General features: G+C 64.3%; 26 protein-coding genes. 10 read left to right on the plus strand and 16 right to left on the minus strand.

Annotated elements, in window-relative coordinates; translation table 11 throughout:
- The first annotated feature begins 16 nt into the window (after positions 1-16).
- From fliN to fliR, 5 genes are read left to right on the plus strand one after another with little or no spacing between them, the layout of a single operon-like run.
- Positions 17-451 (plus strand): flagellar motor switch protein FliN, encoded by a 435-nt coding sequence (fliN, locus tag BLU39_RS06150; RefSeq protein ID WP_034754038.1) that lies wholly within the window; start codon positions 17-19, stop codon positions 449-451.
- Positions 448-1032: a flagellar biosynthetic protein FliO gene (fliO, locus tag BLU39_RS06155; RefSeq protein WP_092711021.1), complete on the plus strand. Its 585-nt coding sequence runs from the start codon at positions 448-450 to the stop codon at positions 1030-1032. Before fliN ends, fliO begins: the two co-directional genes overlap by 4 nt.
- Entirely contained in the window at positions 1022-1798 is a 777-nt protein-coding gene (gene fliP / locus BLU39_RS06160) for a flagellar type III secretion system pore protein FliP (RefSeq protein ID WP_092711024.1), read from the plus strand. The genes fliO and fliP overlap by 11 nt, the downstream gene beginning before the upstream one ends.
- Positions 1799-1807: 9 nt before the next feature.
- The gene (fliQ, locus tag BLU39_RS06165; RefSeq protein ID WP_034754044.1) at positions 1808-2077 is read left to right on the plus strand and encodes a flagellar biosynthesis protein FliQ; all 270 of its coding nucleotides are present in this window, start codon (positions 1808-1810) and stop codon (positions 2075-2077) included.
- Positions 2078-2093: 16 nt separating this feature from the next.
- Positions 2094-2954: a flagellar biosynthetic protein FliR gene (gene fliR / locus BLU39_RS06170; RefSeq protein ID WP_092711028.1), complete on the plus strand. Its 861-nt coding sequence runs from the start codon at positions 2094-2096 to the stop codon at positions 2952-2954.
- A gap of 9 nt (positions 2955-2963) precedes the next feature.
- Here the strand turns inward: fliR and BLU39_RS06175 are convergent, their stop codons facing one another.
- Positions 2964-3608 (minus strand): LysE/ArgO family amino acid transporter, encoded by a 645-nt coding sequence (locus tag BLU39_RS06175; RefSeq protein WP_092711032.1) that lies wholly within the window; start codon positions 3606-3608, stop codon positions 2964-2966.
- A gap of 73 nt (positions 3609-3681) precedes the next feature.
- Between BLU39_RS06175 and BLU39_RS06180 the strand changes: the two genes are divergently transcribed.
- A complete protein-coding gene (locus tag BLU39_RS06180; protein WP_092711035.1) occupies positions 3682-4578 on the plus strand; it encodes a LysR family transcriptional regulator ArgP in 897 nt (298 codons plus the stop codon).
- Positions 4579-4587: 9 nt separating this feature from the next.
- Here BLU39_RS06180 and BLU39_RS06185 read toward each other — a convergent pair whose 3' ends face one another.
- The 13 genes from BLU39_RS06185 to flgB form a co-directional block, all read right to left on the minus strand.
- Positions 4588-5847: an MFS transporter gene (locus BLU39_RS06185; protein ID WP_092711038.1), complete on the minus strand. Its 1260-nt coding sequence runs from the start codon at positions 5845-5847 to the stop codon at positions 4588-4590.
- A 51-nt stretch (positions 5848-5898) separates the two neighbouring features.
- Positions 5899-6342, minus strand: coding sequence for a MarR family winged helix-turn-helix transcriptional regulator (locus BLU39_RS06190; protein WP_092711041.1), 444 nt, complete (start codon positions 6340-6342; stop codon positions 5899-5901).
- Between the two features lie 168 nt (positions 6343-6510).
- Positions 6511-7752, minus strand: a complete 1242-nt coding sequence (gene flgL / locus BLU39_RS06195) for a flagellar hook-associated protein FlgL (protein ID WP_175539221.1) — start codon at positions 7750-7752, stop codon at positions 6511-6513.
- Positions 7753-7804: 52 nt separating this feature from the next.
- Positions 7805-9772, minus strand: coding sequence for a flagellar hook-associated protein FlgK (gene flgK / locus BLU39_RS06200; RefSeq protein ID WP_092711047.1), 1968 nt, complete (start codon positions 9770-9772; stop codon positions 7805-7807).
- Between the two features lie 88 nt (positions 9773-9860).
- On the minus strand, positions 9861-10781 hold the full coding sequence (gene flgJ / locus BLU39_RS06205; RefSeq protein WP_092711050.1) for a flagellar assembly peptidoglycan hydrolase FlgJ: 921 nt from the start codon (positions 10779-10781) through the stop codon (positions 9861-9863).
- Positions 10782-10791: 10 nt separating this feature from the next.
- Entirely contained in the window at positions 10792-11907 is a 1116-nt protein-coding gene (locus tag BLU39_RS06210) for a flagellar basal body P-ring protein FlgI (protein ID WP_092711053.1), read from the minus strand.
- Positions 11908-11909: 2 nt separating this feature from the next.
- On the minus strand, positions 11910-12560 hold the full coding sequence (locus BLU39_RS06215) for a flagellar basal body L-ring protein FlgH (protein ID WP_092711056.1): 651 nt from the start codon (positions 12558-12560) through the stop codon (positions 11910-11912).
- 50 nt (positions 12561-12610) lie between these two features.
- Positions 12611-13393: a flagellar basal-body rod protein FlgG gene (flgG, locus tag BLU39_RS06220; RefSeq protein ID WP_092711059.1), complete on the minus strand. Its 783-nt coding sequence runs from the start codon at positions 13391-13393 to the stop codon at positions 12611-12613.
- Between the two features lie 72 nt (positions 13394-13465).
- A complete protein-coding gene (locus BLU39_RS06225) occupies positions 13466-14209 on the minus strand; it encodes a flagellar basal body rod protein FlgF (protein WP_092711061.1) in 744 nt (247 codons plus the stop codon).
- A gap of 99 nt (positions 14210-14308) precedes the next feature.
- A complete protein-coding gene (locus tag BLU39_RS06230; protein ID WP_092711064.1) occupies positions 14309-15856 on the minus strand; it encodes a flagellar hook protein FlgE in 1548 nt (515 codons plus the stop codon).
- 54 nt (positions 15857-15910) lie between these two features.
- Positions 15911-16609 carry a flagellar hook assembly protein FlgD gene (locus tag BLU39_RS06235; RefSeq protein WP_092711067.1) on the minus strand — a complete coding sequence of 233 codons (699 nt, stop codon included), beginning with the start codon at positions 16607-16609 and terminating at the stop codon, positions 15911-15913.
- Positions 16610-16624: 15 nt separating this feature from the next.
- Entirely contained in the window at positions 16625-17026 is a 402-nt protein-coding gene (gene flgC / locus BLU39_RS06240; protein ID WP_092711070.1) for a flagellar basal body rod protein FlgC, read from the minus strand.
- A gap of 2 nt (positions 17027-17028) precedes the next feature.
- Positions 17029-17481 carry a flagellar basal body rod protein FlgB gene (flgB, locus tag BLU39_RS06245; RefSeq protein ID WP_092711072.1) on the minus strand — a complete coding sequence of 151 codons (453 nt, stop codon included), beginning with the start codon at positions 17479-17481 and terminating at the stop codon, positions 17029-17031.
- A 191-nt stretch (positions 17482-17672) separates the two neighbouring features.
- On the opposite strand from flgB, the gene flgA reads away from it, so the two are divergent.
- From flgA to BLU39_RS06260, 3 genes are all read left to right on the plus strand, one after another.
- The gene (gene flgA, locus BLU39_RS06250; protein WP_092711075.1) at positions 17673-18368 is read left to right on the plus strand and encodes a flagellar basal body P-ring formation chaperone FlgA; all 696 of its coding nucleotides are present in this window, start codon (positions 17673-17675) and stop codon (positions 18366-18368) included.
- Between the two features lie 111 nt (positions 18369-18479).
- Entirely contained in the window at positions 18480-18788 is a 309-nt protein-coding gene (flgM, locus tag BLU39_RS06255; protein ID WP_034787161.1) for a flagellar biosynthesis anti-sigma factor FlgM, read from the plus strand.
- Positions 18789-18796: 8 nt separating this feature from the next.
- Positions 18797-19264 carry a flagella synthesis protein FlgN gene (locus tag BLU39_RS06260; protein ID WP_092711079.1) on the plus strand — a complete coding sequence of 156 codons (468 nt, stop codon included), beginning with the start codon at positions 18797-18799 and terminating at the stop codon, positions 19262-19264.
- Positions 19265-19282: 18 nt separating this feature from the next.
- Here BLU39_RS06260 and BLU39_RS06265 read toward each other — a convergent pair whose 3' ends face one another.
- Positions 19283-19681: a CPBP family glutamic-type intramembrane protease gene (locus BLU39_RS06265; RefSeq protein ID WP_157808812.1), complete on the minus strand. Its 399-nt coding sequence runs from the start codon at positions 19679-19681 to the stop codon at positions 19283-19285.
- A 538-nt stretch (positions 19682-20219) separates the two neighbouring features.
- Between BLU39_RS06265 and BLU39_RS06270 the strand changes: the two genes are divergently transcribed.
- A complete protein-coding gene (locus tag BLU39_RS06270; RefSeq protein ID WP_254788900.1) occupies positions 20220-20783 on the plus strand; it encodes an FxDxF family PEP-CTERM protein in 564 nt (187 codons plus the stop codon).
- Positions 20784-20965: 182 nt separating this feature from the next.
- Here the strand turns inward: BLU39_RS06270 and BLU39_RS06275 are convergent, their stop codons facing one another.
- Entirely contained in the window at positions 20966-21823 is an 858-nt protein-coding gene (locus BLU39_RS06275; RefSeq protein WP_092711083.1) for a hypothetical protein, read from the minus strand.
- Between the last annotated feature and the right edge of the window lie 21 nt (positions 21824-21844).

The raw sequence follows: 21844 nt of genomic DNA on the forward strand, positions 1-21844 counted from the left end.
ACAACAGGAGAAACACATGTCTGACAACCAAGACGACCAAAGCGCGGAAGACGATTGGGGCGCGGCCATTGCCGAGCAGGCCAAGGCGGAAGCCGAAGCGCTGCAGAACCAGGCGGCCAATACGGCCAGCGCGGCCAGCGCCGCCGTGTTCAAGGACTTTTCCAAGCAGGCGTCGAAGTCGGAAACGCACAACGATATCGATTTCATCCTCGATATCCCCGTGCAGCTGACGGTCGAACTGGGCCGCACCAAGATCGCCATCAAGAACCTGCTGCAGCTGGCGCAGGGTTCCGTGGTCGAGCTCGACGGCCTGGCCGGCGAACCGATGGACGTGCTGGTCAACGGCTGCCTGATCGCCCAGGGCGAAGTGGTGGTGGTCAATGACAAGTTCGGCATCCGCCTGACCGACATCATCACGCCGTCCGAACGCATCCGAAAATTGAATAAATGAAGCCTGGCCTGTTGATTTCCACCGTGCTGCCGCTCATGGCGGCATGCAGCATTGCCCTGGCTGAAGCGCCAGCCGCGTCCACGCCGGCGGCCAGCGCCGCCAGCGCTTCCGTCGCGGTGGCCAGCGAGACACCGTCAGCGGTAGCGGCGCCGGCAGCGGCGCCTGCCGTGTCGCCGGCCGCCGCCCTGCCCGCCATGCCGCCCGGCGCGCCGGCGACGATGGCGCCGGCAAGCTCGGCCGGCAGCCTGCTGCAAACCATTTTCGCGCTGATGTTCGTGCTGGCCCTGTTGATCGGCCTGGCCTGGTTCATGAAACGCTATGGCCCCAAGGTCATGGGCGGCAACAACAAGATGCGCGTCGTCAGCTCGCTCAACCTGGGCGGGCGCGAACGCATCGTCCTCGTCGAAGTGGCCGACCAGTGGATCGTCGTCGGCGCCTCGCCCGGCAGGATCAACGCGCTGGCCACCATGCCGCGCCAGGAAGGCGATCTGCCGCAGCTGGCCACGGCGCAAAACGGCCCCGCGGCCGCCAATTTTTCCGAGTGGCTGAAACAGACCATCGAAAAACGCAATGGGAAATAAGCAGCAGATGGCGTGGTCCACCTTGAAGACTCCCCTGACGTGGCTGCTGGCGGCCGCCACCCTGGCCTTGCCGCTGTGGGCGCTGGCCGAACCGGGCATCCCGGCATTTACCAGCACGCCGGCGCCGGGCGGCGGCCAGAATTATTCGCTGCCGGTGCAGACGCTCATCCTGATGACGTCGCTCACCTTTTTGCCGGCGGCCCTCTTGATGATGACCTGCTTTACGCGCATCATCATCGTGCTGTCCCTGCTGCGCCAGGCCATCGGCACGCAATCGGCGCCGCCGAACCAGGTGCTGGTGGGCCTGGCCCTGTTTTTGACCCTGTTCGTCATGGGCCCCGTGTTCGACAAGATCTATACGGATGCGTATCTGCCCTACCAGGAAAACAAGATCACCATGCAGCAGGCGATGGACAAGGGCGTCGATCCCCTGAAAACCTTCATGCTCAAGCAGACGCGCCAGGCCGACCTGGCCCTGTTCGCCAAGATGTCGCGCTCGCCCGCCCTGCAAGGCCCGGAAGACGTGCCGCTGCGCATCCTCGTGCCCGCCTTCGTCACGAGCGAACTGAAGACGGCGTTCCAGATCGGCTTTGCCATCTTCATCCCGTTTTTGATCATCGACATGGTGGTCGCCAGCGTGCTGATGTCGATGGGGATGATGATGATGTCGCCCGCGACGATCTCGCTGCCGTTCAAGCTGATGCTGTTCGTGCTCGTCGACGGCTGGCAATTGCTGCTGGGCTCGCTGTCTCAGAGTTTTTACTAGGGGAAGCAGATGACACCCGAAAGCGTCATGACCCTGGGCCGCCATGCGATGGAAATCACCCTGATGGTGGCCGCGCCCATGCTGCTCGTCGCCCTCATCATCGGCTTGATCGTCAGTATCTTCCAGGCGGCCACGCAGATCAACGAGGCGACCCTGTCCTTCATCCCCAAGCTGGTCGGCATCTTTGTCGCCATCGTCGTGGCCGGCCCGTGGATGCTGTCCGTCATGCTCGACTACATGCGCCAGGTATTTACGGGCATCCCGAACCTGGTGGGCTAGTGCCGCGATTGCTGCCATGCTGACCCTGTCCAGCATCGAACTGAACACGTGGATCGCAGCATTGCTGTGGCCGCTTAGCCGCATCCTCGGCCTGATCGCGGCCGCGCCCCTGTTCGGCAACGCGGCCGTGCCGGCCACCGTCAAGGTGAGCCTGGGCGCGCTGCTGGCCATGATCATCGCCCCCACCGTGCCGGCCTTGCCTGCCGTCAACCCGATGTCCCTGCCCGGCTTGCTGATCCTCACGCAAGAGATGCTGGTGGGCCTGGCCATGGGCTTTTCCATCCGCATCGTGTTTTCCGCCATCGAAATGGCGGGCGAACTCAGCAGTCTGACCATGGGCCTGGGCTTTGCCTCGTTCTTCGACCCGCAAACCAAGGGCAGGTCGTCGGCCATCAGCCAGTTCCTCGTCATGCTGGCCACCTTGATGTTTTTGACCGTCAACGGCCACCTGGTCTTGCTGGCGGCGCTGGCGGAAAGCTTTGTCAGCCTGCCCATTTCGGCCAGCCCCATCAACGGCGGCGGCTTCCAGCAATTGGCGGCCTGGGGCGGAGAAATCTTCCGTTCCGGCCTGCAAATCTCGCTGCCCATCATCGCCGCCCTGCTGCTGACCAACGTGGCCCTGGGCATATTGACGCGGGCCGCGCCGCAGCTGAACATTTTCGGTATCGGTTTTCCCGTCACCCTGGGCGTAGGCTTGCTGGTGATCGGCATGGTCCTGCCCTACCTGGCCACGCCCTTCCAGAACATGTTCCTGCGCGGCATAGAAACGGCGCGTTTGCTGCCGCGCGGCTTTGCCACGCGCGACCGGCCACCGCCGCCGGCGCCGCCGAATCCCCTGCGCCCGGCGCCACCGGCGCCGCTGCCTGCCGCGCGCTGATCAGGGCTATCAGCCCAGCGCATGGCGCAGCAGCAGCGCCGACAGTACGAACATGGTCACGCCGATCAAGCCATCGAGCACTTGCCAGGCCCGGGGCCGCGCAAACCACGGCGCCAGCCAGCGCGCGCCATAGCCGAGCGAGGCAAACCACAGCAGGCTGGCCGCGCTGGCGCCCGCGATAAACCAGGCACGCAGCGCGCCCGGCTGCTGGGCACCGATGCTTCCCACCAGCAATACCGTATCCAGATAGACATGGGGATTGAGCAAGGTAAAGGCGGCCGCCTGCGCCAGGATGGCAGCCAGGCCGAGGCCAGCCCCGCCCTCGGCGGCGTGCAGCTGCTGGGGACGGCGCGCGCGCCGCAGGGCTTGCCAACCGTAGACGGCCAGGAAAATGGCGCCGCCCAGCGCCAGCGCGCTGGCCAGCATGGGACGCTGGCCCAGCGCCCGGGACATGCCCAGGACGCCGGCGGCAATCAGCGCCGCGTCCGCCAGGGCACAGAACAGCACGATGGCGCCCACGTGGTCGCGGCGCAAGCCTTGCCGCAAGACAAAGGCATTTTGCGAACCGATGGCAACGATGAGTCCCAGGCCCAGGGTCAGGCCCTGCGCAAAGACGGAAAAAACCAGTGGTGTGGTGGCGGTCGAGAGTGTCATGCAACGATCTTGCCAGCCGCATGCAATGAAGGCAAACTACCTTTTCTACAGTTAATTAAGGAAAACTTCATTCATGCTCGATTATGCCGCCCTCGCCGCACTGGCCGCCGTCATCCGCGAAGGCAGTTTCGAGCGCGCGGCGCGCGCCTTGCACGTGACGCCATCGGCCATTTCGCAGCGCATCCGCGTGCTGGAAGAGCGCGTCGGCTGCGCGCTGGTGATACGCGACCAGCCCTGCCGCGCGACGGAAACGGGCCGGCGCCTGTGCCAGCACGTGGACCAGGTGCAATTGCTGGAACAGGATTTGCATGGCACCTTGCCGGCGCTGGCAGCGCAGGGCATGTCGCGCGCCAGCGTGCCCGTCGCCGTGAACGCCGACAGCCTGGCCACCTGGCTGGCGCCCGCCATCGCCGCCTTCGCGGCCGCGCATCCGGTGCTGCTGCAAGTGGCCGTCGATGACCAGGACCATACGGCCGAATGGCTGCGCAGCGGCGCCGTGCTGGCGGCCGTCAGCGCCACGGCCCGGCCCGCCTCGGGTTGCAACAGCCGTCCGCTGGGCGCCATGCGCTACCTGGCGGCCGCCAGTCCCGCCTTCCTGCGCCGGCATTTTTCCCATGGCGTGGGCGCCGCCAGCCTGGCGCTGGCGCCCAGCCTCGTCTTCAATGCCAAGGACGAGCTGCAGGCGCGCTGGGTGCGGCGCCTGTGCCACCGGCACGTGGAATTGCCGCGCCACGCCCTGCCCTCGTCGCACGCCTTCGTCACGGCCGCGCTGGCCGGCATGGGCTGGGGCTTGCATCCGCAGGCGCTGATCCAGTCCCATCTCGACAGTGGCAGCCTGGTCGAACTGCTGCCCGACACGCCCCTGGACGTGCCTCTGCACTGGCATACGGCGCGCGCCGCCTCGAGCCTGCTCGACGGCTTGAGCGCCGCCATCCTGGCGGCCGCCCGCACGGGACTGCTGCCGCTCTGACAGCTGGCGTCAGCGCTGGTCGCTGCTGAGTGCGAAGCGCCAGCGCCGCAGGTCGATGTTCAAGCGCAACTGGTGATGCCTGACCAGGTAGCGCACGCCGACGAGGGCCGCCGCCAGGCCCGACAAAGCGCCGATGCCCATTGCCCAGCGCGGGCCGAAGGTGTCGGCCACCCAGCCCACGATGGGCGCGCCCAGCGGCGTGCCGCCCGCCGAAATGGCCAGCACGATGGCCATCACGCGGCCCCGCATGGCGGGCGCCGTCGACAGTTGCACGCTGCTGTTGACGCTGGTGGTAAAGGTTTGCGCCGCGATGCCGATGACCACCAGCATCATGCCGAACAGCCAGTAATTGGGCATCACGGCGGCCAGCGCGCAAGCCAGGCCGAACAGCGCTGCCGCCCCCAGCAGCAAGGCCAGGGTGGGCTGGCCGCGCCCCGCCGCCAGCAGGGCGCCGGCCACGGAACCGCAAGCCATGATCGAGCTGAGCACGCCATACTGGCCGGCGCCCGCATGGAAGGCCGTCACGGACATGGTCGAGAGGAAAATCGGGAAATTCAAGCCGAAGGTGCCGATCAGGAACAGCATCAGCAGGATGGCCATCAGGTCGGGCCGCTGGCGCACGTAGCGGAAACCCTCGCCCAGGCTGGCGCGCGTGGCCTTCAGGCGCGGCGCGCGGCGCAGCAATTCCACGCGCAGCAGCAACAGCGAACCGATCACGGCGGCAAACGAGACGGCGTTGATGATGAAGACCCAGCCGCTGCCGACGCTGCTGATGAGCAAGCCGGCCACGGCCGGGCCCAGCATGCGGGCCGCGTTGAACGAGGTGGAGTTGAGCGCCACGGCATTGGTCAGGTCTTCCTCGGCGACGATTTCGGAGACAAACGTCTGGCGCACGGGCGAATCGAAGGCCGTCACGCAGCCGAGCAGGAAGGCAAACACATACACATGCCACAGTTGCACGAGTCCGCTAATACAGAGCAAGCCCAGGCCCAGCGCCAGCAATCCCATGGCCGCCTGCGTGCACAGCAGCAGTTTGCGCCGGTCGAGCAAGTCGGCCGCCATGCCCGTCAGGGGCAGCAACAGCAGTTGCGGGCCGAATTGCAAGGCCATGACGATGCCGACGGCGCTGGCATTGTGCTGCGTCAACTCACTGAGCACCAGCCAATCCTGCGCCGTGCGCTGCATCCAGGTGCCGACATTCGACACGAGGGCGCCGCCGGCCCAGATACGGTAATTGGGATTGCGTAGCGAACGGAATGTGTTGTTCATCTGCGGGGGTAAGGCCTCCTTGCCTTGGGTTTCAGGGTAGCAATGACGAGCTCATTGCGCCAAACGGTTGAGTAGCGCCACCGCCCTTTCCAGTTCGGTGACTTCGGCCGGCGCGAGCCGGGTTTCGATGGTGCGCGCCAGCCAGTCTTCGCGCGCGGCGCGGCTGGCCGCGATCCAGGCGCGGCAGCTGTCCGTCAGGGTCAGGATGGTTTGCCGGCCGTCAGCCGGATCGGGCGCGCCCGTCACCATCCGCGCTTCCGTCAAGGCTTGCACGGTGGCGGCCATCGACTGGGGCCGCATGCCTTCGGCGCGGGCCAGGCTGCTGGCTGTGGCGGGGCCGTCGCGCTCGAGACGGCTCAGGACGGATGCCTGCGACATGCTGACGTCGCCAAGGTGCGCTTCCTCGCGCAGGCGGCGGCGCAATTTGCCGATCAGGATGCGTAATTCTCCGGCCAGTTGCAGCACTTGTTCGTGGTCTTCTTGCGGGGTGCTCATGGTAGCCGTGTGGTGGATCAACGGGCTCCACTATAACAGATAGCCAGTTAGACTGCACAGTTTGCCTGTACATATTATCCAAGTGACCAGATTGCGGACGCAAAAAAGCCGGGGCGGGAGATGCACTCCCTGCCCCGGCCCGGCTGGCCGTCGTGCTGAAATGACGGCTTAGCTGATGTAATTGAACAGCGACAAACCCGAGATCGAGGTGAACGATTTCTGCGCCGCCTGCAGGGTCACCTGCTGCTGGCTGAAGGTGGAAATGGCTTTGACCATGTCCAGGTCTTGCAGGTCGGACAGGGTGGTGGCGTACTGGATGTCGAGGTCGTCGCCGGCACTGTCGAGGTAATCGAGTTCCTTCATGCGGGCACCCACTTCCGCGCGCACGGACAGCACGTTGTCGTAGGCCGTGTCGAGGATATTATGGGCGGCATTCAAGCCGTTCGTCAGGCGCGCCTGGCCCGCATCGCCGCTGCCTGGCTGGCGCAGCACGCCGATCAGGTTTTTCACGGTGGTAAACAGCGATTCCTTGGCGCTCGGCTCCAGGGTGAAGCTGTCCTGGTCGGCCGGCTTGCCCGTGATGCTCACTTGCTGGCCGTCGAAGGTGATGGCGTCGCCCGCCTTGTAGGGAACGGGCACGGCGGGGTTCGGCACCGTCTGGCCCAGGGTGGCGTCGGTGACGGTATAGGTGGTGACGGCGTCCGTCCCCGTGCCCGTCACCTTGAAGTCGATCGAATACTTGTGCCCCGTCAATGCCGACGGGTCCGTCACCGTGCCGCCCGAAACCACGCCCGAGCCGCCGCGCGTGAAGTTGGCGGTGGCGGCGGCCGTGGTGAACTTGCCGTTGCCCGTCAGGTTGTTTTCAAACACGGCGGCACCGGAATCGCTGGTGGCCAGGTAGCGCGCCGAACCGACCTGCAGTTCGCGCTGGCCCTGGTCGCCCACGTAACTGGCGCCCGTCGGCGTCTGGCTGAATGGCTGGGTCGTGGATTTATAGCCGGAAAACAGGTAGCCGCCCGCGCCGTCGGCCGTATTCGCGATGCCCAGCAAGTCCGTCAGCCGGCCTTCCAGTTCCCTGGCCAGGGTATCGCGGTCGACGTCCTTCAGGGAAGGATTGCCGGCCTTGACGACCAGGTCCTTGACGTCGGCGATCAGCGACGTGGTGCTGGCCAGCGCCAGCTCTTCCTGCGACAGGAAATTCTTCGCGTTCGAACGGTTCGTCACGAACTGGGTATTGATCGATTGCGACTGCGTCACTTCGAGCGCGCGCGCCGAGGCGATCGGATCGTCGGCCGGCGTCAGGTTGCGGCGGTTGGACGACAGTTGCATCTGCGTGCGGTTCAAGGCGCCCTGCAGCGTATTGAGCTGCGAGCTGCCCTGGTCATAAATCATTCGTGTGCTGATGCGCATGATGCTGCCCTTCCAGAAAGCCGCCGCGCGCTGCGCCGCGGCAAAAAATTGATTAACGTCCCAGGCCGATCACCACGTCGAACAGGGTGCTGGCGATCTGCATGACCTTGCCGCACGCCTGGTAGGACTGCTGGTAACGCAGCAGGTTGGCGGCCTCTTCGTCGAGGTTGACGCCGGAAACGGCCTGCTGCTGGGTGCTAACCTGCTGCAGCAGGGCCAGGCTGGCCAGGCCGCTGACCTGCACTTCGCGCGTCTTGTTGCCCACGAAGCTGACGGTTTGCGCATACGAACCCTGGAACGTGGTATTGCCGCCATCGAGGATATTCTTCGTCTGCAAGCCCGCCAGCAGCGCCGCATTGCGGTTGTCGCCCACGCCGCCCGTATTGGGCTTGATGCTGAAGGTATCGCCCTGCGCCGGCGCACCCGTCATGCTGACGTTGATGCCGCCGAAGCTGAAGCTGTCGCCTTCCGTGTAGGGGATGTTGGCCGTGCCGGCCGGATAGGTCGTGGTGGCGCCATTCAAGCCCTTGACCGTCACCGCCTGGCCTGCGGGGAAGCCCGTCAGCGAGGTGGTCGCCTTGTCGTACGTCAAGGTCACGGGACCTGCCAGGGCATTGCCCGGGGCCAGGTAAGCCTTGTCGACGGAGCCGGCGCTGAGCTTGCCAGAACCCGTATTGGCGACGGGCGCCGACGTGGCGATGGGCGCCGCGGCGGCGATCTTGTTGCGGTCGGTGATCAGCACGTTCAGGCCGGCCGCGCCATTCGCCGTCGGCCGGATGACGTAATTGTCGCCCTGGGCGGCCGTGCCCGAGATCGAGAAATCGACGCCGTCGATGGTTTGCGGCCCCGTTTGCGGATACGGATTGATGATGGTGTGGGTACCGTCGGATTCGCGCGTCACCACATAGTTGCTGCCGTCGTATTTCAGGCTGTAATCGCTGGCCGTCAGCTTGGTCGGATCGCTGACCTTGGCCGACAGCACGGTGGTGCTGCTGGTGTTGTTGCCGCGGTCGGCGCCGATCACGGGGTCGGGTATCTTGAAGAAGTCGCCGCCCATGGCGCCATTCAAATCCTGGCCCAATTTGTGCTGGTCGTTGAAGGTGCTGGCCAGCGCGATGGCCACCTTGCCCAGCGAGTTCTGGACGTTGTCCAGGGTGCCGCTGCGAAATTCCAGCAGGCCGCCCAGCGAGCCGCCGGTCAGGGAACTGTCCGGCAGCACGGTGACGGTACTGCCCGTGACATAGCCCACCTCGATGCGGTTCGGATCCGTGCGCGAAGGCGTGGCCGCCAGTTCGAAGCTGCGGTCCGCCACCACCAGGGGCTGGCCCGCGCCGATGGAAATGGTGACGGTATTGTTGGCGGCGGGCTGCACCGTCGCCTTGACGTATTTGTTCAATTCCGTGATCAGCTGGTCGCGCTGGTCCAGCAGATCGTTGGGCTGGTTGCTGGCGTCGACCGACAACTGGGAAATCGATTTGTTCAGGTCGGCCAACTGCTTGGCGTAGGTATTGATGACCGTCACGTTCGACGTGATCTGCGAATTGACGCCGTCGCCGATCTCCGTCAGGCGCGCGCTCAGGCCCTGGAAACGCGAAGCGAGCGAGCCGGCGCTCGACAGCAGCGCCTGGCGCGACGCGACCGACGAGGGATTGGCGCTGAAATCCTGCACGCCCTTGAAGAAATCCTGCATGGCGGGCGACAGGCCCGCCGTGGGATCGGCCAGCAGGTTGTCGATCTGGCTGATCTGCGTGTAATACGTATCGAGGGCGCTGGTCGCGCTTTGCGCGGCATTGACCTGGGTGGCCATGAAGCTGTCGTACTGGCGCTTGATCTGCGACACTTCCGTGCCCGTGCCGACGAAGCCATAGCCGGCAAAGTTGGACTGCGAAGTCTGCTGCAGCACCGTCTGGCGATTGTAGCCCGGTACATTCGCATTGGTGATGTTATGCCCGGTCGTCGACAGGCCCACCTGCGCTGCAAGCAAACCGCTCTTACCGATGCTGAGGAGATTCGAAGTCATGGTGTCTTATTGGTTACCGTCAAATGTATTTACGGCAGCCGCGGCGAAAACTTGAAGCGCGCGGCCTGCACAAGGGACAGGCGGGGGATTAGCCGACCAGCGAATTCTTGATAATTTTTGTCAATTTGGCAGCGTAATTCGGGTCCGTCGCGTAGCCGGCCTTCTGCAGGCCATGGGCGAACGTGCTGGCGTCGCCCGCGCTGGCCAGGACTTTTTCGTAGCGCTTGTTGTTGGTAATTAACTGCGCATAATCCTTGAAGCTGTCCGCATAGCTGTCGTAGGCGCGGAATTTTTCCACCTTGCGCTGCGCCTTGCCATTCACGTATTCCGTGGTGACGGCTTCCGTCACCTTGCCCTTCCAGTCGCTGGAGGCCTTGATGCCGAACAGGTTGTGGCTGCTGCTGCCGTCGCGGGCGATGATTTCGCGCTTGCCCCAGCCCGTTTCCAGCGCTGCCTGGCCCAGCATGAACTTGGCCGGGATGCCCGTCGCGCGGCTCGCTTCTTCCGCATGCACGCCCAGCTTTTCCTGGAAGGCGCGCACGTGCGGCGCCTGCGTGGCGTTGGCCTTGTCGCTCAGCGTCTTGACGGTGGCGCCGCCTGCGCCATCCGTCAGCGCGCCCTGCTGCTGGCGGAACGCGGCCAGCGCCTGCGCCATGCTGGAGGAACGGGGCGACGGCGCTTCGGCGCCATCGGCGGCCAGCGCCTGGTTCGACGACGACAACTGGCGGATCAGCATGTCCGCCAGGCCCGTGCCCCGCTTGGCCAGGTTCTGGCTCGTCTGCTGGTCCAGCATCGAGGTGTACATCTTGCTTTGCTGGCTATCCATGATGCCGTCCTGCGGCGTGGCTTCGCGCATGCTTTTCATCATCATGTTGATGAACATGGCTTCGAATTGCGTGGCCGCCTCTTTCAGGGCGGCGGGGTCCTTCGCCTTGGCGGACTGGCGCAAGCCATCCATGCCCTTGACGTCATAGGCGGCGGTATTGCTGAGGTCGGTTTGGCTGATCATGGCAAGCCCATCAAATGATTTCAAGTTCGGCGCGCAGCGAACCGGCCGCCTTCATCGCCTGCAGGATGGCCAGCAAGTCTTGCGGCGAGGCGCCGATGGCGTTCAAGGCTTTCACCACGTCGGACAGCGAAGCGCCACCCTTGACCAGCATGACCTTGCCCGGTTCCTTCTTGATATCGATCTGCGCCGTCTGCGTGACCACCGTGCGTCCGCCCGACAATGGCGGCGGCTGGCTTACCTGCGGCTCGACATTGATGGTGACGGACAGGTTGCCGTGCGAAATGGCGCACGTTTCCAGGGTCACGGACTGGTTCATCACGACGGAGCCGGTGCGCGCGTTCATGATGACCTTGGCCGCCAGGCGGGCCGGATTGACTTCGATGCTTTCCAGCTGGCCCAGGAAGGACACGCGCTGGTCGCTGCCGCCCGGCGACTGCACCTGGATCACGCGCCCATCGAGCGCGGCGGCCGTGCCGGCGCCGTAGCGGCTGTTGATGGCGTCGACCACGCGGCTGGCGGTGGCAAAATCGGTGGCGTTCAATTCCAGGCGAATCGTGTTGTTGGCGCCCAGCGCCGAAGGCACGCTGCGCTCGACGGTCGCGCCGCCCGAGATGCGTCCCACGCTCAGGTGATTGATGACGACCGAGCTGCCGGCCGCCTGCGCGCCCACGCCGCCGACGAGCACGTTGCCCTGCGCCATGCCGTACACCTGGCCGTCGGCACCCTTCAATGGGGTCATCAATAAAGTGCCGCCACGCAAGCTTTTCGCATTGCCCATCGACGACACCGTCACGTCGAGCAGCTGGCCCGGCTGGGCAAACGCGGGCAAGGCCGTCGTCACCATCACGGCGGCCACATTTTTCAGCTGCAAACTCGTGCCTTGCGGCAAATTGATGCCCTGCTGCTGCAGCATGGCCGCCACGCTCTGGATGGTAAATGGCGTTTGCGTGGTCTGGTCGCCGCTGCCGTCGAGGCCGACGACGAGGCCATAGCCCATCAGCTGATTCTGGCGCACGCCGGCGATGCTGGCCAGGTCCTTGATGCGCTCGGCTTGCGCCACGGGCGCGAGCAGGGAGAGTGCCAGGCCGCACAGGGCCAGCAAGCGGGGAAAGGTCACGGTCGCCATGGTCAGAACGGCAGCAGGCTGAGGAAGAAGCGCGACGCCATCGAGGCCATTTCGGCGCGGTCGATCTGGCTGTTGGTGCGGTACTCGACGCGCGCGTCGGCCACCTGGGTCGATGGCACGACGTTGCCCGTGCCGATGGTGTCCGGATTGACCATGCCCGAGAAGCGGATGAATTCCGTGCCCTTGTTCATGGCGATCTGTTTTTCGCCGGCGACGATCAGGTTGCCGTTCGGCAGCACTTCAATCACCGTCACGCCGATCACGCCGGAAAAGGTGTTGCTGGCGGACTGGTTGTCGCCATCGGCAAATTTCGTCGCGCCATTCGCCGCCACGGTGGCGCCGAAGCGGCCCTGGGCGATGCCGGGCGTGGAAAAGCCCACGCTGCCCGACTTGTTGCCGGAACTGGCGCCCGCCTTGACGGCATTCGTGCGCTCGGTGATGGCGATCGTCATGGTGTCGCCCACGTGGCGCGCGCGGCGGTCTTCGAAGGCGGGACGGTAGGTCGACGGCTGGTAGATGGAGCCATTGTTGACGACCACGGGTTCCGGCATCGGCGCGCGCGTGGTGGTCGGATATTGCACGATGGACGTGGGCGTGATGGCGCAGCCGGACAGCAGGACTGCAGAGAACAAAGCGATGATGGGGTATTGCATGGCGAACCTCCGCTGCCATCCGGCGGCGGATGGCATGACGACTATGAAAATTAAAGTTGCGACAATTTCTGCAGCATTTGATCGGACGTGGTGATGGCCTTGCTGTTGATCTCGTAGGCGCGCTGCGTCTGGATCATGTTGACCATTTCCTCGGCCACGTTGACGTTCGACGTTTCGATATAGCCCTGCATCAGCACGCCGGCGCCGTTGGTGCCCGGGGTGTTGGTCTGCGCCACGCCCGAGGCGCCCGTTTCCATGTACAGGTTTTCGCCCTTCGACTCGAGGCCGGCCGGATTGACGAAGGTGGTCAGCTGCAGCGAGCCGATCTGCGATGGCGCCACGGTGTCGGGCAAGGTGACGGAAACGGTGCCGTCGCGCGCCACGGTCAGGCTCAGCGCATTGGTCGGCACGGTGATGGCGGGCTGGATGACGAAACCTTCGGAAGTGACGAGCTGGCCGTTGCTGTCCGTCTGGAACGAGCCGTCGCGCGTGTAGGCGGTGGCGCCGTCCGGCAGCAGCACCTGGAAGAAACCGGTGCCGTTGACCATCACGTCGCGCGAATTGCCCGACGCCTGGGGATTGCCCTGGGTATGGATGCGCTCGGTAGCCACGGTGCGTACGCCCGTGCCGATCTGCAAGCCCGATGGCAGCTGGGTTTGCTGCGACGATTGCGCGCCAGGCTGGCGCACATTTTGATACAGCAAGTCTTCAAACACGGCGCGCGACTTCTTGAAGCCCGTCGTGCTGACGTTGGCCAGATTATTGGAGATCACGTCCATCTGCGTCTGCTGCGCTTCCAGGCCGGTCTTGGCTATCCAAAGGGAACGAATCATGTTTTTTCTCCAATAACAGCGCTAACCAGCCCTGTAGACTATTTCTATGCAAGCATTATGCGGTGGTCCCCATCAATTCAAAGCGAGGATCTGGGTTGCTTTCGCCGCGTTATTCTCGGCATTCTTCAATAAACTCATTTGCGTTTCGAATTGGCGCGCCAGGGCGATCATGCTGACCATGGAGTCGACGGGGCTGACATTGCTGCCTTCCAGTGCACCGGTGGTCAGCTTGACGGCCTGGTCGGCCTGGGCCACCGTGCCGTCCTTCAGGCGGAAGAGACCGTCGTCGCCGCGCACCAGTTGCTGCTCGGGCGGGTTGACCAGCTTGATGCGTCCCAGCACCGTCGATGGCCCCGGCGGCACGTCCGTGGAAATCGTGCCCACGGTGCCATCGCTGGCGATGGATACCGTCACGCCGGGCGGAATGGCCATGGGGCCCGTATCGCCCTGCACCATCAGGCCCGACTGCGTTTGCAGCATGCCGTTTTCATTGAGCTTCAAGGCGCCGTTGCGCGTGTAGGCTTCGGAACCGTCGGCCGACTGCACGGCGATCCAGCCCCCGTTTTCCACGGCCACGTCGAGCGCGCGGCCCGTGTGCTGCATGGGGCCTTGCGTGAAATCGGAACCGACCGTCGAATCGACGACAAAGGCGCGCGTCGGCATCATGCCGTCGGCCACCACGGGCACGGCGCGGAACGAGTCAAGCTGGGCGCGGAAACCCGTGCTGGTGGCATTCGCCAGGTTGTTCGCCGTGGTCGCCTGCTTGTCCAGGATGTGCTTGGCGCCCGAGCCGGCGGTGTAGATGAGACGGTCCATGTGTTTCTCCGTGCAAAACGAAAGCTGGGGTCAGACCCGGCGGGGGAATGCGCCGCAATGCGGTACATTCCGGTCACGAAGTGACTGCCCCCGGTACCATTAACGCAGGTTAACCAAAGTCTGCAGGACCGAGTCCTGCGTCTTGATGGTCTGCGCATTCGCCTGGTAGGCGCGCTGGGCCGTGATCATGTTGACCAGTTCAGCCGTCAAGTCCACGTTCGACACTTCCACGGCCGAGGCCCGCAAGTCGCCCAGGCCGCCCGAGCTCGGCTCACCCGTCATCGGGCTGCCCGAGGTCGAGCTTTCCGCCCAGGCATTGTTGCCCAGCGGTTCGAGGCCATTCGGATTGGAAAACTTGGTCAGCACCACCTGGCCCAGGTCGCGCGTCTTGCCATTGTTGTACTGCCCCTGGATCACGCCATCGCTGCCCACGACGAAACGGTCCAGCTGGCCGGCCGCGTAGCCATCGGCCACGGTGCGCTTTTCGCTGGTGGAGGAACTGAGCTGCGTCGAATTGGTGAAGTCGACCTTGATCGCCAGGTTCGCGTTCGCGCCCGTGGCGGGGAAGACGGGCAGGTTGACCGTCACCGGCAAGGTTTGCGGCGGCGTCAGGGCCAGCATGGCGGCCTTGTCCAGGCTGCCGACGCTGTTGAATACCAGCGACGCGGACCGCACGGCGGGCACTTCCGTCACTGCGGAGATCCTGCCATCGATCTGGTCTGGCGTCAGACTGGAATTGACGCCGTCCGGCACGGCGCTGCCATAGGTGGCGCTGATGGCGGCCAGCTGGGCGGGGCTGGCGCCAGCCGCCGCCGCGGCGGTGCGTATGGCGGCACCGGCCGCATTGCCGTAGGCAACGGCGGCGGCCGTGATATTGGCCGGCACCAGCGGCACGGCCGTGACGGCGGCCTGGTAGGCGGCGCGCGCGGCCAGCGACGCGGCATCGGTTTGCGCCGCGGCCACTACTTTCGCGCTGGTAATTTCCTTGCCGTCAGTGGCCGTGTAGACGTCCCAGGTATTGGTGCCCGTCTTGACGTAGAAGTTGGACATGGTGTGCGAGTTGCCCAGCGAATCGTAAACGGGCACGGGGAATTGCTTGGTCCACGATTTTTGCTCGCCCACGGTAAACGGCACCACGGTCGGCATGGCCGAGTTGGAATCGAGGTTGACCTGGGTATCGACCTTGGTGGTCGCCTGCGGCGCCATGTCGGCCGGGTCGATCTGCAGCGGCACGGTGGCGCCGGCCAGGATCTTGCCGTTCGCGTCGGCCGGATAGCCGGTCAGCTGGGCTTTCTGCGCATTGATGATGAAGCCGCTCTTGTCGACCTGGAACTGGCCATTGCGCGAATACTGGATGGCGCCGTTCACGCTGGTGCGGAAGAAACCGCCGCCGTTGATGGCGATGTCGAGCGGATTGGACGAACTTTCCAGGTTACCCTGGTTGAACAGCTGCGCCACTTGCGACACGGATACGCCGATGCCCGGCTGGTTGCCGCCCACGCCATACAGCGAGTTGGCATAGATGTCGGCGAACTGCGCCTGCGATTGCTTGAAACCCACGGTGGCCGAGTTGGCGATATTGTTGCCGATGACGTCCAGCGATTTGGCGGCACCGTTCAAGCCGCTCAGGCCTTGTTGGAAAGACATTGTGTTCTCCTGGTAGAAAATAGGGGTAGAGGGTCTACGCTACAAATGAGCGGCTTACAAAATCTGCTTCACATCGGCCATGGTGATGCTGCCCACGCCAGGCACGTTCAATTTCACGCCGCCGGCGCCCGTCGACACGCTGGCGACCGAACCGAACATCAGCGCCGCCGCATCGGTCAGCTTGGCGCCGCCCCGCTTGGCTTCCACGGAAAACGTGTAGGCGCCGTCAGGCAGCACGATGTTTTTGCCGTCCTTGTCAAGCTCGGCCGTGGAACCGTTCCAGCCCAGCGGCAAGGTACCCGCATCCTGCGGTCCCAGGTCGATGGAATGGACTTCCTTGCCCGTGCTGTTGTAGATGATGACCTTGACGCTGTCGACCGGCGTCGCCAGGTCGACGCCCAGCAGGGCCGCGCTCTTGCTCAAGGTGATGTTCTTGCCTGCCGTGAGCACGCCGTGGCCGATGATATTGGCCGCCTGCATGGATTCGGCCTGCTGGTAACTGGTCTTGAGCGTTTCCAGCGTGGTATTGAGCTTGTTGACGCCCGTCACCGTGGACAGCTGGGCCAGCTGGCTGGTCAGCTGTGCATTGTCCAGCGGGTTCATCGGATCCTGGTTTTGCAGCTGGGTCACCAGCAGGGTCAGGAATTTATTCGTTTCTTCCTCGACGCTGCCTTTCGCGGCCGTCGTCTTCTTCGGATTCATCGTCGCCATCAGGTCGGTGACTTTGGCGGTGCTGGTATCGATGGTTGCCATAATGATCAGTCAGCCTTATTGGCCGATGGAGAGGGTTTTCAGGAGCAGCGACTTGGCCGCGTTCATGGTTTCCACGTTGGTCTGGTAGGAACGCGAAGCCGACAGCATGTTGACCATCTCGTCGACCGCGTTGACGTTGGGCATGGTGACGTAGCCCTTCTCGTCGGCGAGCGGATTCTTCGGGTCGTAGACCAGCTTCATCGGCGACGGATCCTCGATCACCTTCTGCACCTTGACGGCCGTGGCGCCGTTGGCCATGGGCACGGCCTCGAACACCACCTGCTTGGCGCGGTAGGCTTCGCCCGTGGCGCTGGTGGCGCTGTCGGCATTGGCCAGGTTGCTGGCCACCGTGTTCAGGCGCTGCGCCTGGGCGCTCATGGCCGAACCGGACACATTGAAGATATTAAACAGCGACATGATTATTGTCCTCCCTGGATGGCCGTCAGCATGCCCTTGATCTGCGAGTTGAGGAACGTCACGGCCGCCTCGTAGCGGATGGCGTTGTCGGCAAAGGCGTTGCGCTCGAGGTCCATGTCGACCGTATTGCCATCGACGGCGCCCTGGGCCGGCGCGCGGTACAGCAGCGGCGTGCCGTCGACCAGGGTCTCGACCTTGCCGCCACCGGTCGCGCCCGCAGCTGCGGCCACGCCCTTGCCCGGCATATGCTGCGGCGCCGTGCCCTTCAGGGCTGGCGGCACGCCGTCCTTGCGCGCCATCGCGCCCTTCAGGGCGGCGGCGAAATCGACGTCGCGCGCCTTGTAGTTGGGCGTGTCGGCATTGGCGATGTTCGAGGCGAGCAATTCCTGGCGCGTCGAGCGCAGGCTCAGCGCCGCCTCGTTGAAGCGCATGTAATCGTCGAGTTTCCCTATCATGTCAGGCTCCGGAAAGATCTGCCACTGGCGCCCGAGATGGCGGAAGGATGGCGGTATAGTGATGACAGGAAACATAGTACGGCGCCCACCAGCAAGACCATCGCCGGATCAGACCGTACTTTTACCCCTTAATCGGCGCTTCGAACGGCGCGGCGCGCACTATCATGGCACTATTCCAGAGGCCTATCACCATGAAAACACCGCTTGCTTCCCTCTTCGCTCTTGCCGCCCTGCCACTGCTGGCCCAGGCGCAAAACGCCGGCCGGCAAACGCCGGAAGCGCTGCGCAACAGCGTGGAACAGTTCCTGCAGGTGCAAAGCAATGGTTTACCAGGCAAGGTGACGGTCACCGTCGGTGCCGTCGATCCGCGCCTGAACCTGGCCGCCTGCCCCGCGCCGCAAGCGTTCATGGCGCCGGGCGCCCGCGCCTGGGGCAAGACCACCGTCGGCGTGCGCTGCACGGCGCCCAGCAACTGGACTATCTATTTGCAAGCGAACGTGGCCGTCGTCGGCGACTACGTCGCCAGCGCCGTGCCGCTGGCGCAGGGACAAGCCATCGACGCCAGCCAGCTGGTGACGATGCAGGGCGACTTGGCCGCATTGCCGGCAGGCATCGCCACGGACATGGCCCAGGTCGTGGGCGCCAGCACGAATATTTCCTTGCCACCAGGCACGCCTATGCGCCTCGACACCCTGCGCCGCAAGCCGGTGGTGATGCAGGGACAGCTGGTGCGTGTCGTTTCCAGTGGAAACGGTTTCCAGGTGGCATCAGAAGGACGCGCCATCGGCAGCGCCGGCGATGGCCAGACGGTACAGGTACGCACGCAGAGCGGCCAGCAGATCAGCGGCGTGGCGCGGGCTGGCGGCATGGTGGAGGTCGCTTTTTAAACTCGAATGGACAGCGATATTGTGGTCCGGCGCACTAAAGTTTCGGAAGAAGGTGCCGATAATGACACATATCCCGGAGTTTTTTGACTTCGACCAGACGAGGATCACGCTGTGAAAATTACCGATAACACCATTAAAAGCAATCCCGGCCTGCCGGTGGCGCCCGCGAGTACCTCGGGCGCCCGGAATGCCGAGAAAGCCCAGGCAACACCGACGACGTCGGACAATGTACGCCTGTCGCCGCAAGGACAGGCATTGGCGGCCAGTGCAACCGCCGGCAGCGGCGCCGTGTTCGACACGAAAAAGGTCGAACGCATCAAGCTGGCGATCGCCGACGGCCAGTTCCAGGTCAACTCAGAAAAAGTGGCGGACGGTCTCCTCGACACGGTCAAGGACTTGCTGCACTCACGAAATAGATAGGTTCCCTCATGCAATCAGTGACTCCGTTTTCCAGCCTGCGCGACGAGCAACAGCTCATGACCACATTGCTGGCATTGATGAAAGAAGAACAGCGGCATCTGGTTGCCGCTGACATCGATGCAATCACGGAGCTCACGGCGCGCAAGACGGCACTGGTCGGACAATTGAGCCAGCTGGCGGCGCAACGCCACCAGGCGCTGGCGGCAGCAGGCTTTACCGCCGCCGAAGCGGGCATGGAAGACTGGCTGGTCAGCGCCAGCGAAGCGGAAGCGGCGCCGCTCTGGAAAGCCCTGCTCGAGACGACGCGCGAAGCGAAGGAGCAGAACCGACTCAACAGCCTGCTGGTCAACAAGCACATGCTGCACACGCAAGGCGCCCTGAACGCCATGCGCCCCACGGCCCAAAGCGGCAATTTCTACGGCCCCAGCGGCCAACCGATGACGAACACGGCCAGCCGTCGCGTCGTGATCGGCTAAGTTCTCACTCGACGTTCACTACTCCAGGCCAGGAAACAGCAGCGACAGGCACAGCAACAAGCCATTGCTGCTCGCATGTGCCGCAGCCGCCGCCACATAGGCGGGCGCCACGCCCATGCTGCGCGCCGCCAGGTAGCAGGCCGCGAAGAAGCCGCCTGCAATGAAAGTCATGCCAGCGTGCAAAATGCCGGAACCACCCATGACATGCAACAGGGAAAACAGTGCCGCGCTGGCCAGCAGGCTGTATCCGGCACGCACCCTGTAGCGGCGCAACACCTCAAGCGGCAGCCACTGCCCGATGATCGTCTCGAACAGCGGTGCCCAGACGACGACCATCCAGAAGATCGTCGCCATGCCGGCGCCTTTCAGCGATGACGCAGCGGTGCCGCCCAGCTGCTCCGGCGAAAACAGTGCCATGGCTGCCAGCAACAACAATATGCAAATGAGACAATTCACGGCGCCTGCGCACAAGCCCAGGCATATGGCGCCCCGCATGGGCCGCGCCGCCATGCGCGCCCGCAGCGCGGCCAGGCTCACAGATGGTTGCAATATTGGCAAATTCATCGTTTTCAACATCCGTGTGCCGCTCCTCATGCGTATCTTGCCCACCCAGGCAAATGTGCGGCCATCATAGCCCGGCGCGGCAGTCACAAACTACGCCAATTGTTGCAAGCCAATGCGGACACGGGCGCAGCAGCCATTCCCTCCAGAACGCCGCACACAGAAACAACAACGGCAGCCCTTCGAAGCCGCACCTTTGAGCGCGCTCAAACTTGAGACGGATGATGACTATATGCTAATCCCTAGCATACGCCGCACATCTCCAGGTGAGACTTTCCTCGCCGACACGAACATCGTTCCGCAGGCATAGCTAATCCATTTCACGCGTCCAGCCTGCGCTTTGCGCTGCGCCATGACGCACTCCACTTCAATCGCAAGTAGACAGGAGCATGATATGAACTCTCTCTCAGTAAGCAAGGCTGGCGCGGCGCTGTTGCTCGGCTGCACCCTTCTGGCGCCGGGCGCCCAGGCCGAAACGCAAGCCGTTTTCTACAACCATCTCGTCTCGACGGCCGTGGTGGCCGCGCCACTACTGGCGCAAGACACCTTGTTCGTCGACACCTTCACGACGGAGCGCGGCTCGCTGCTGCAAACGACCACGTTTACGATCGGCGCCGGCGTGCAGTCGTTCGCGGGGAATGCCGCCTGGCTGGTCACGGGCGCCAACGAAGTCGGTCCCCGCCTGACTGGCGTCAACATTGACTTGTTCGACTCCAGCAATAATCTCGTGCAATCGGATACCTTTGCCGGCATGCTGGGCGCGTTTGCCCATTCGACTTTCAACGGCCTGCTGGGGCCTGGCACCTACACCCTGGTGGCAAGCGGCATCGGCGAGCGTGATTCCGTGCTGGACATTTCCATCACGACGGCCGTACCCGAACCGGCCACCTATGGCATGCTGCTGGCGGGAATCGGCCTGATCGGCTATAGCATACGGCGCCGCAAGACGGCTGACTGAGCGGCATCCGGGCGTCTGCAAGCACTGCCATTGCCGGCAGACATGGGGCCGCGAGGCGGCTCCATGCACGGACTGTGGCTTATGTACGGCTTAGTTTGTGCATGGCTTCGCTCATGCAGGAGCCGCTTCATGCAAGCGCTGGCTTAACACGGGCCAGATTGCGCAGGGGCGGGCTCACGCACTCAACCGTGTGCGGGCCGGCCCGTATGCTGGCGAAATTTCGCGGCGATGCCATTCGCCTTGATGAGGGCGGCGGCCTGCTGTTCCGGCGTCAGCTCGTTTTGCAGCCAGTGCCAGTACTCATCCTGGTAAGGGTTCGTCGTGCCCGGCGTAAGGATATCGCTGTACACCATGCGCAGGGCCAGCAGGTAGCCATACGCTTGCGGCGCGTCTTTCTGCACCACGTCGCCATCGCGCAGATACGCCATCATCAGGGTCGACACGCTGGTCATCTCCGCCTCGTCCGCCTGCGCCGTCAGCTGGGCGATGGCTTGCCGTTTCCATGCCTGCACCAGCGGATCGTCGGGGCGGTTGCGCAGCGCGCTGCGGTCGCCGAACGGGCCTTCCGACAGGAACAGGGTAGCCGCGCCCGGCACGCCGGCCTTCGCGGCGGCGGCCAGGTAGCCGAGGCGGTCTTCGCGCTGGCGCTGCGTCAGGCCCGCGCACAGCTGCTGCTGGGCCGTCTTTTCTTCCACCGTCATTTCGCGCCCCAGCTCGAATTCCAGCCCCGGCAAGCGGCTTTCCTGCTGGAAGACGATGCAGTCGTCGATCAGGTTGTAGGCCGCATACGCGTCTTCCGGCTTGCCGCTGGCGGCCAGGCGCGCAAGCTGCTGCGCCAGGGTCACGGGAGCAGGCCCGGCATCGGCGGCCGGAGTGGCGTCGATATTCAGATACGACGCCAGGCTGCGGCCCGGCGGCGCGCTGGCGACAGCGGTGGCGGCAGTGTCCGGCGCGTCGTCATCAGGCGCCGGCCAGTAAGCGAACGCCAGCACTGCCGCGATGGCGGCGGCGATGGCGATACCGGTCAGTTTGCTATTCATGATGAGGTGGCGCGCGTGATG

Origin of the sequence: Janthinobacterium sp. OK676, assembly GCF_900103595.1 — a bacterium.
GTDB lineage: Bacteria > Pseudomonadota > Gammaproteobacteria > Burkholderiales > Burkholderiaceae_D > Janthinobacterium.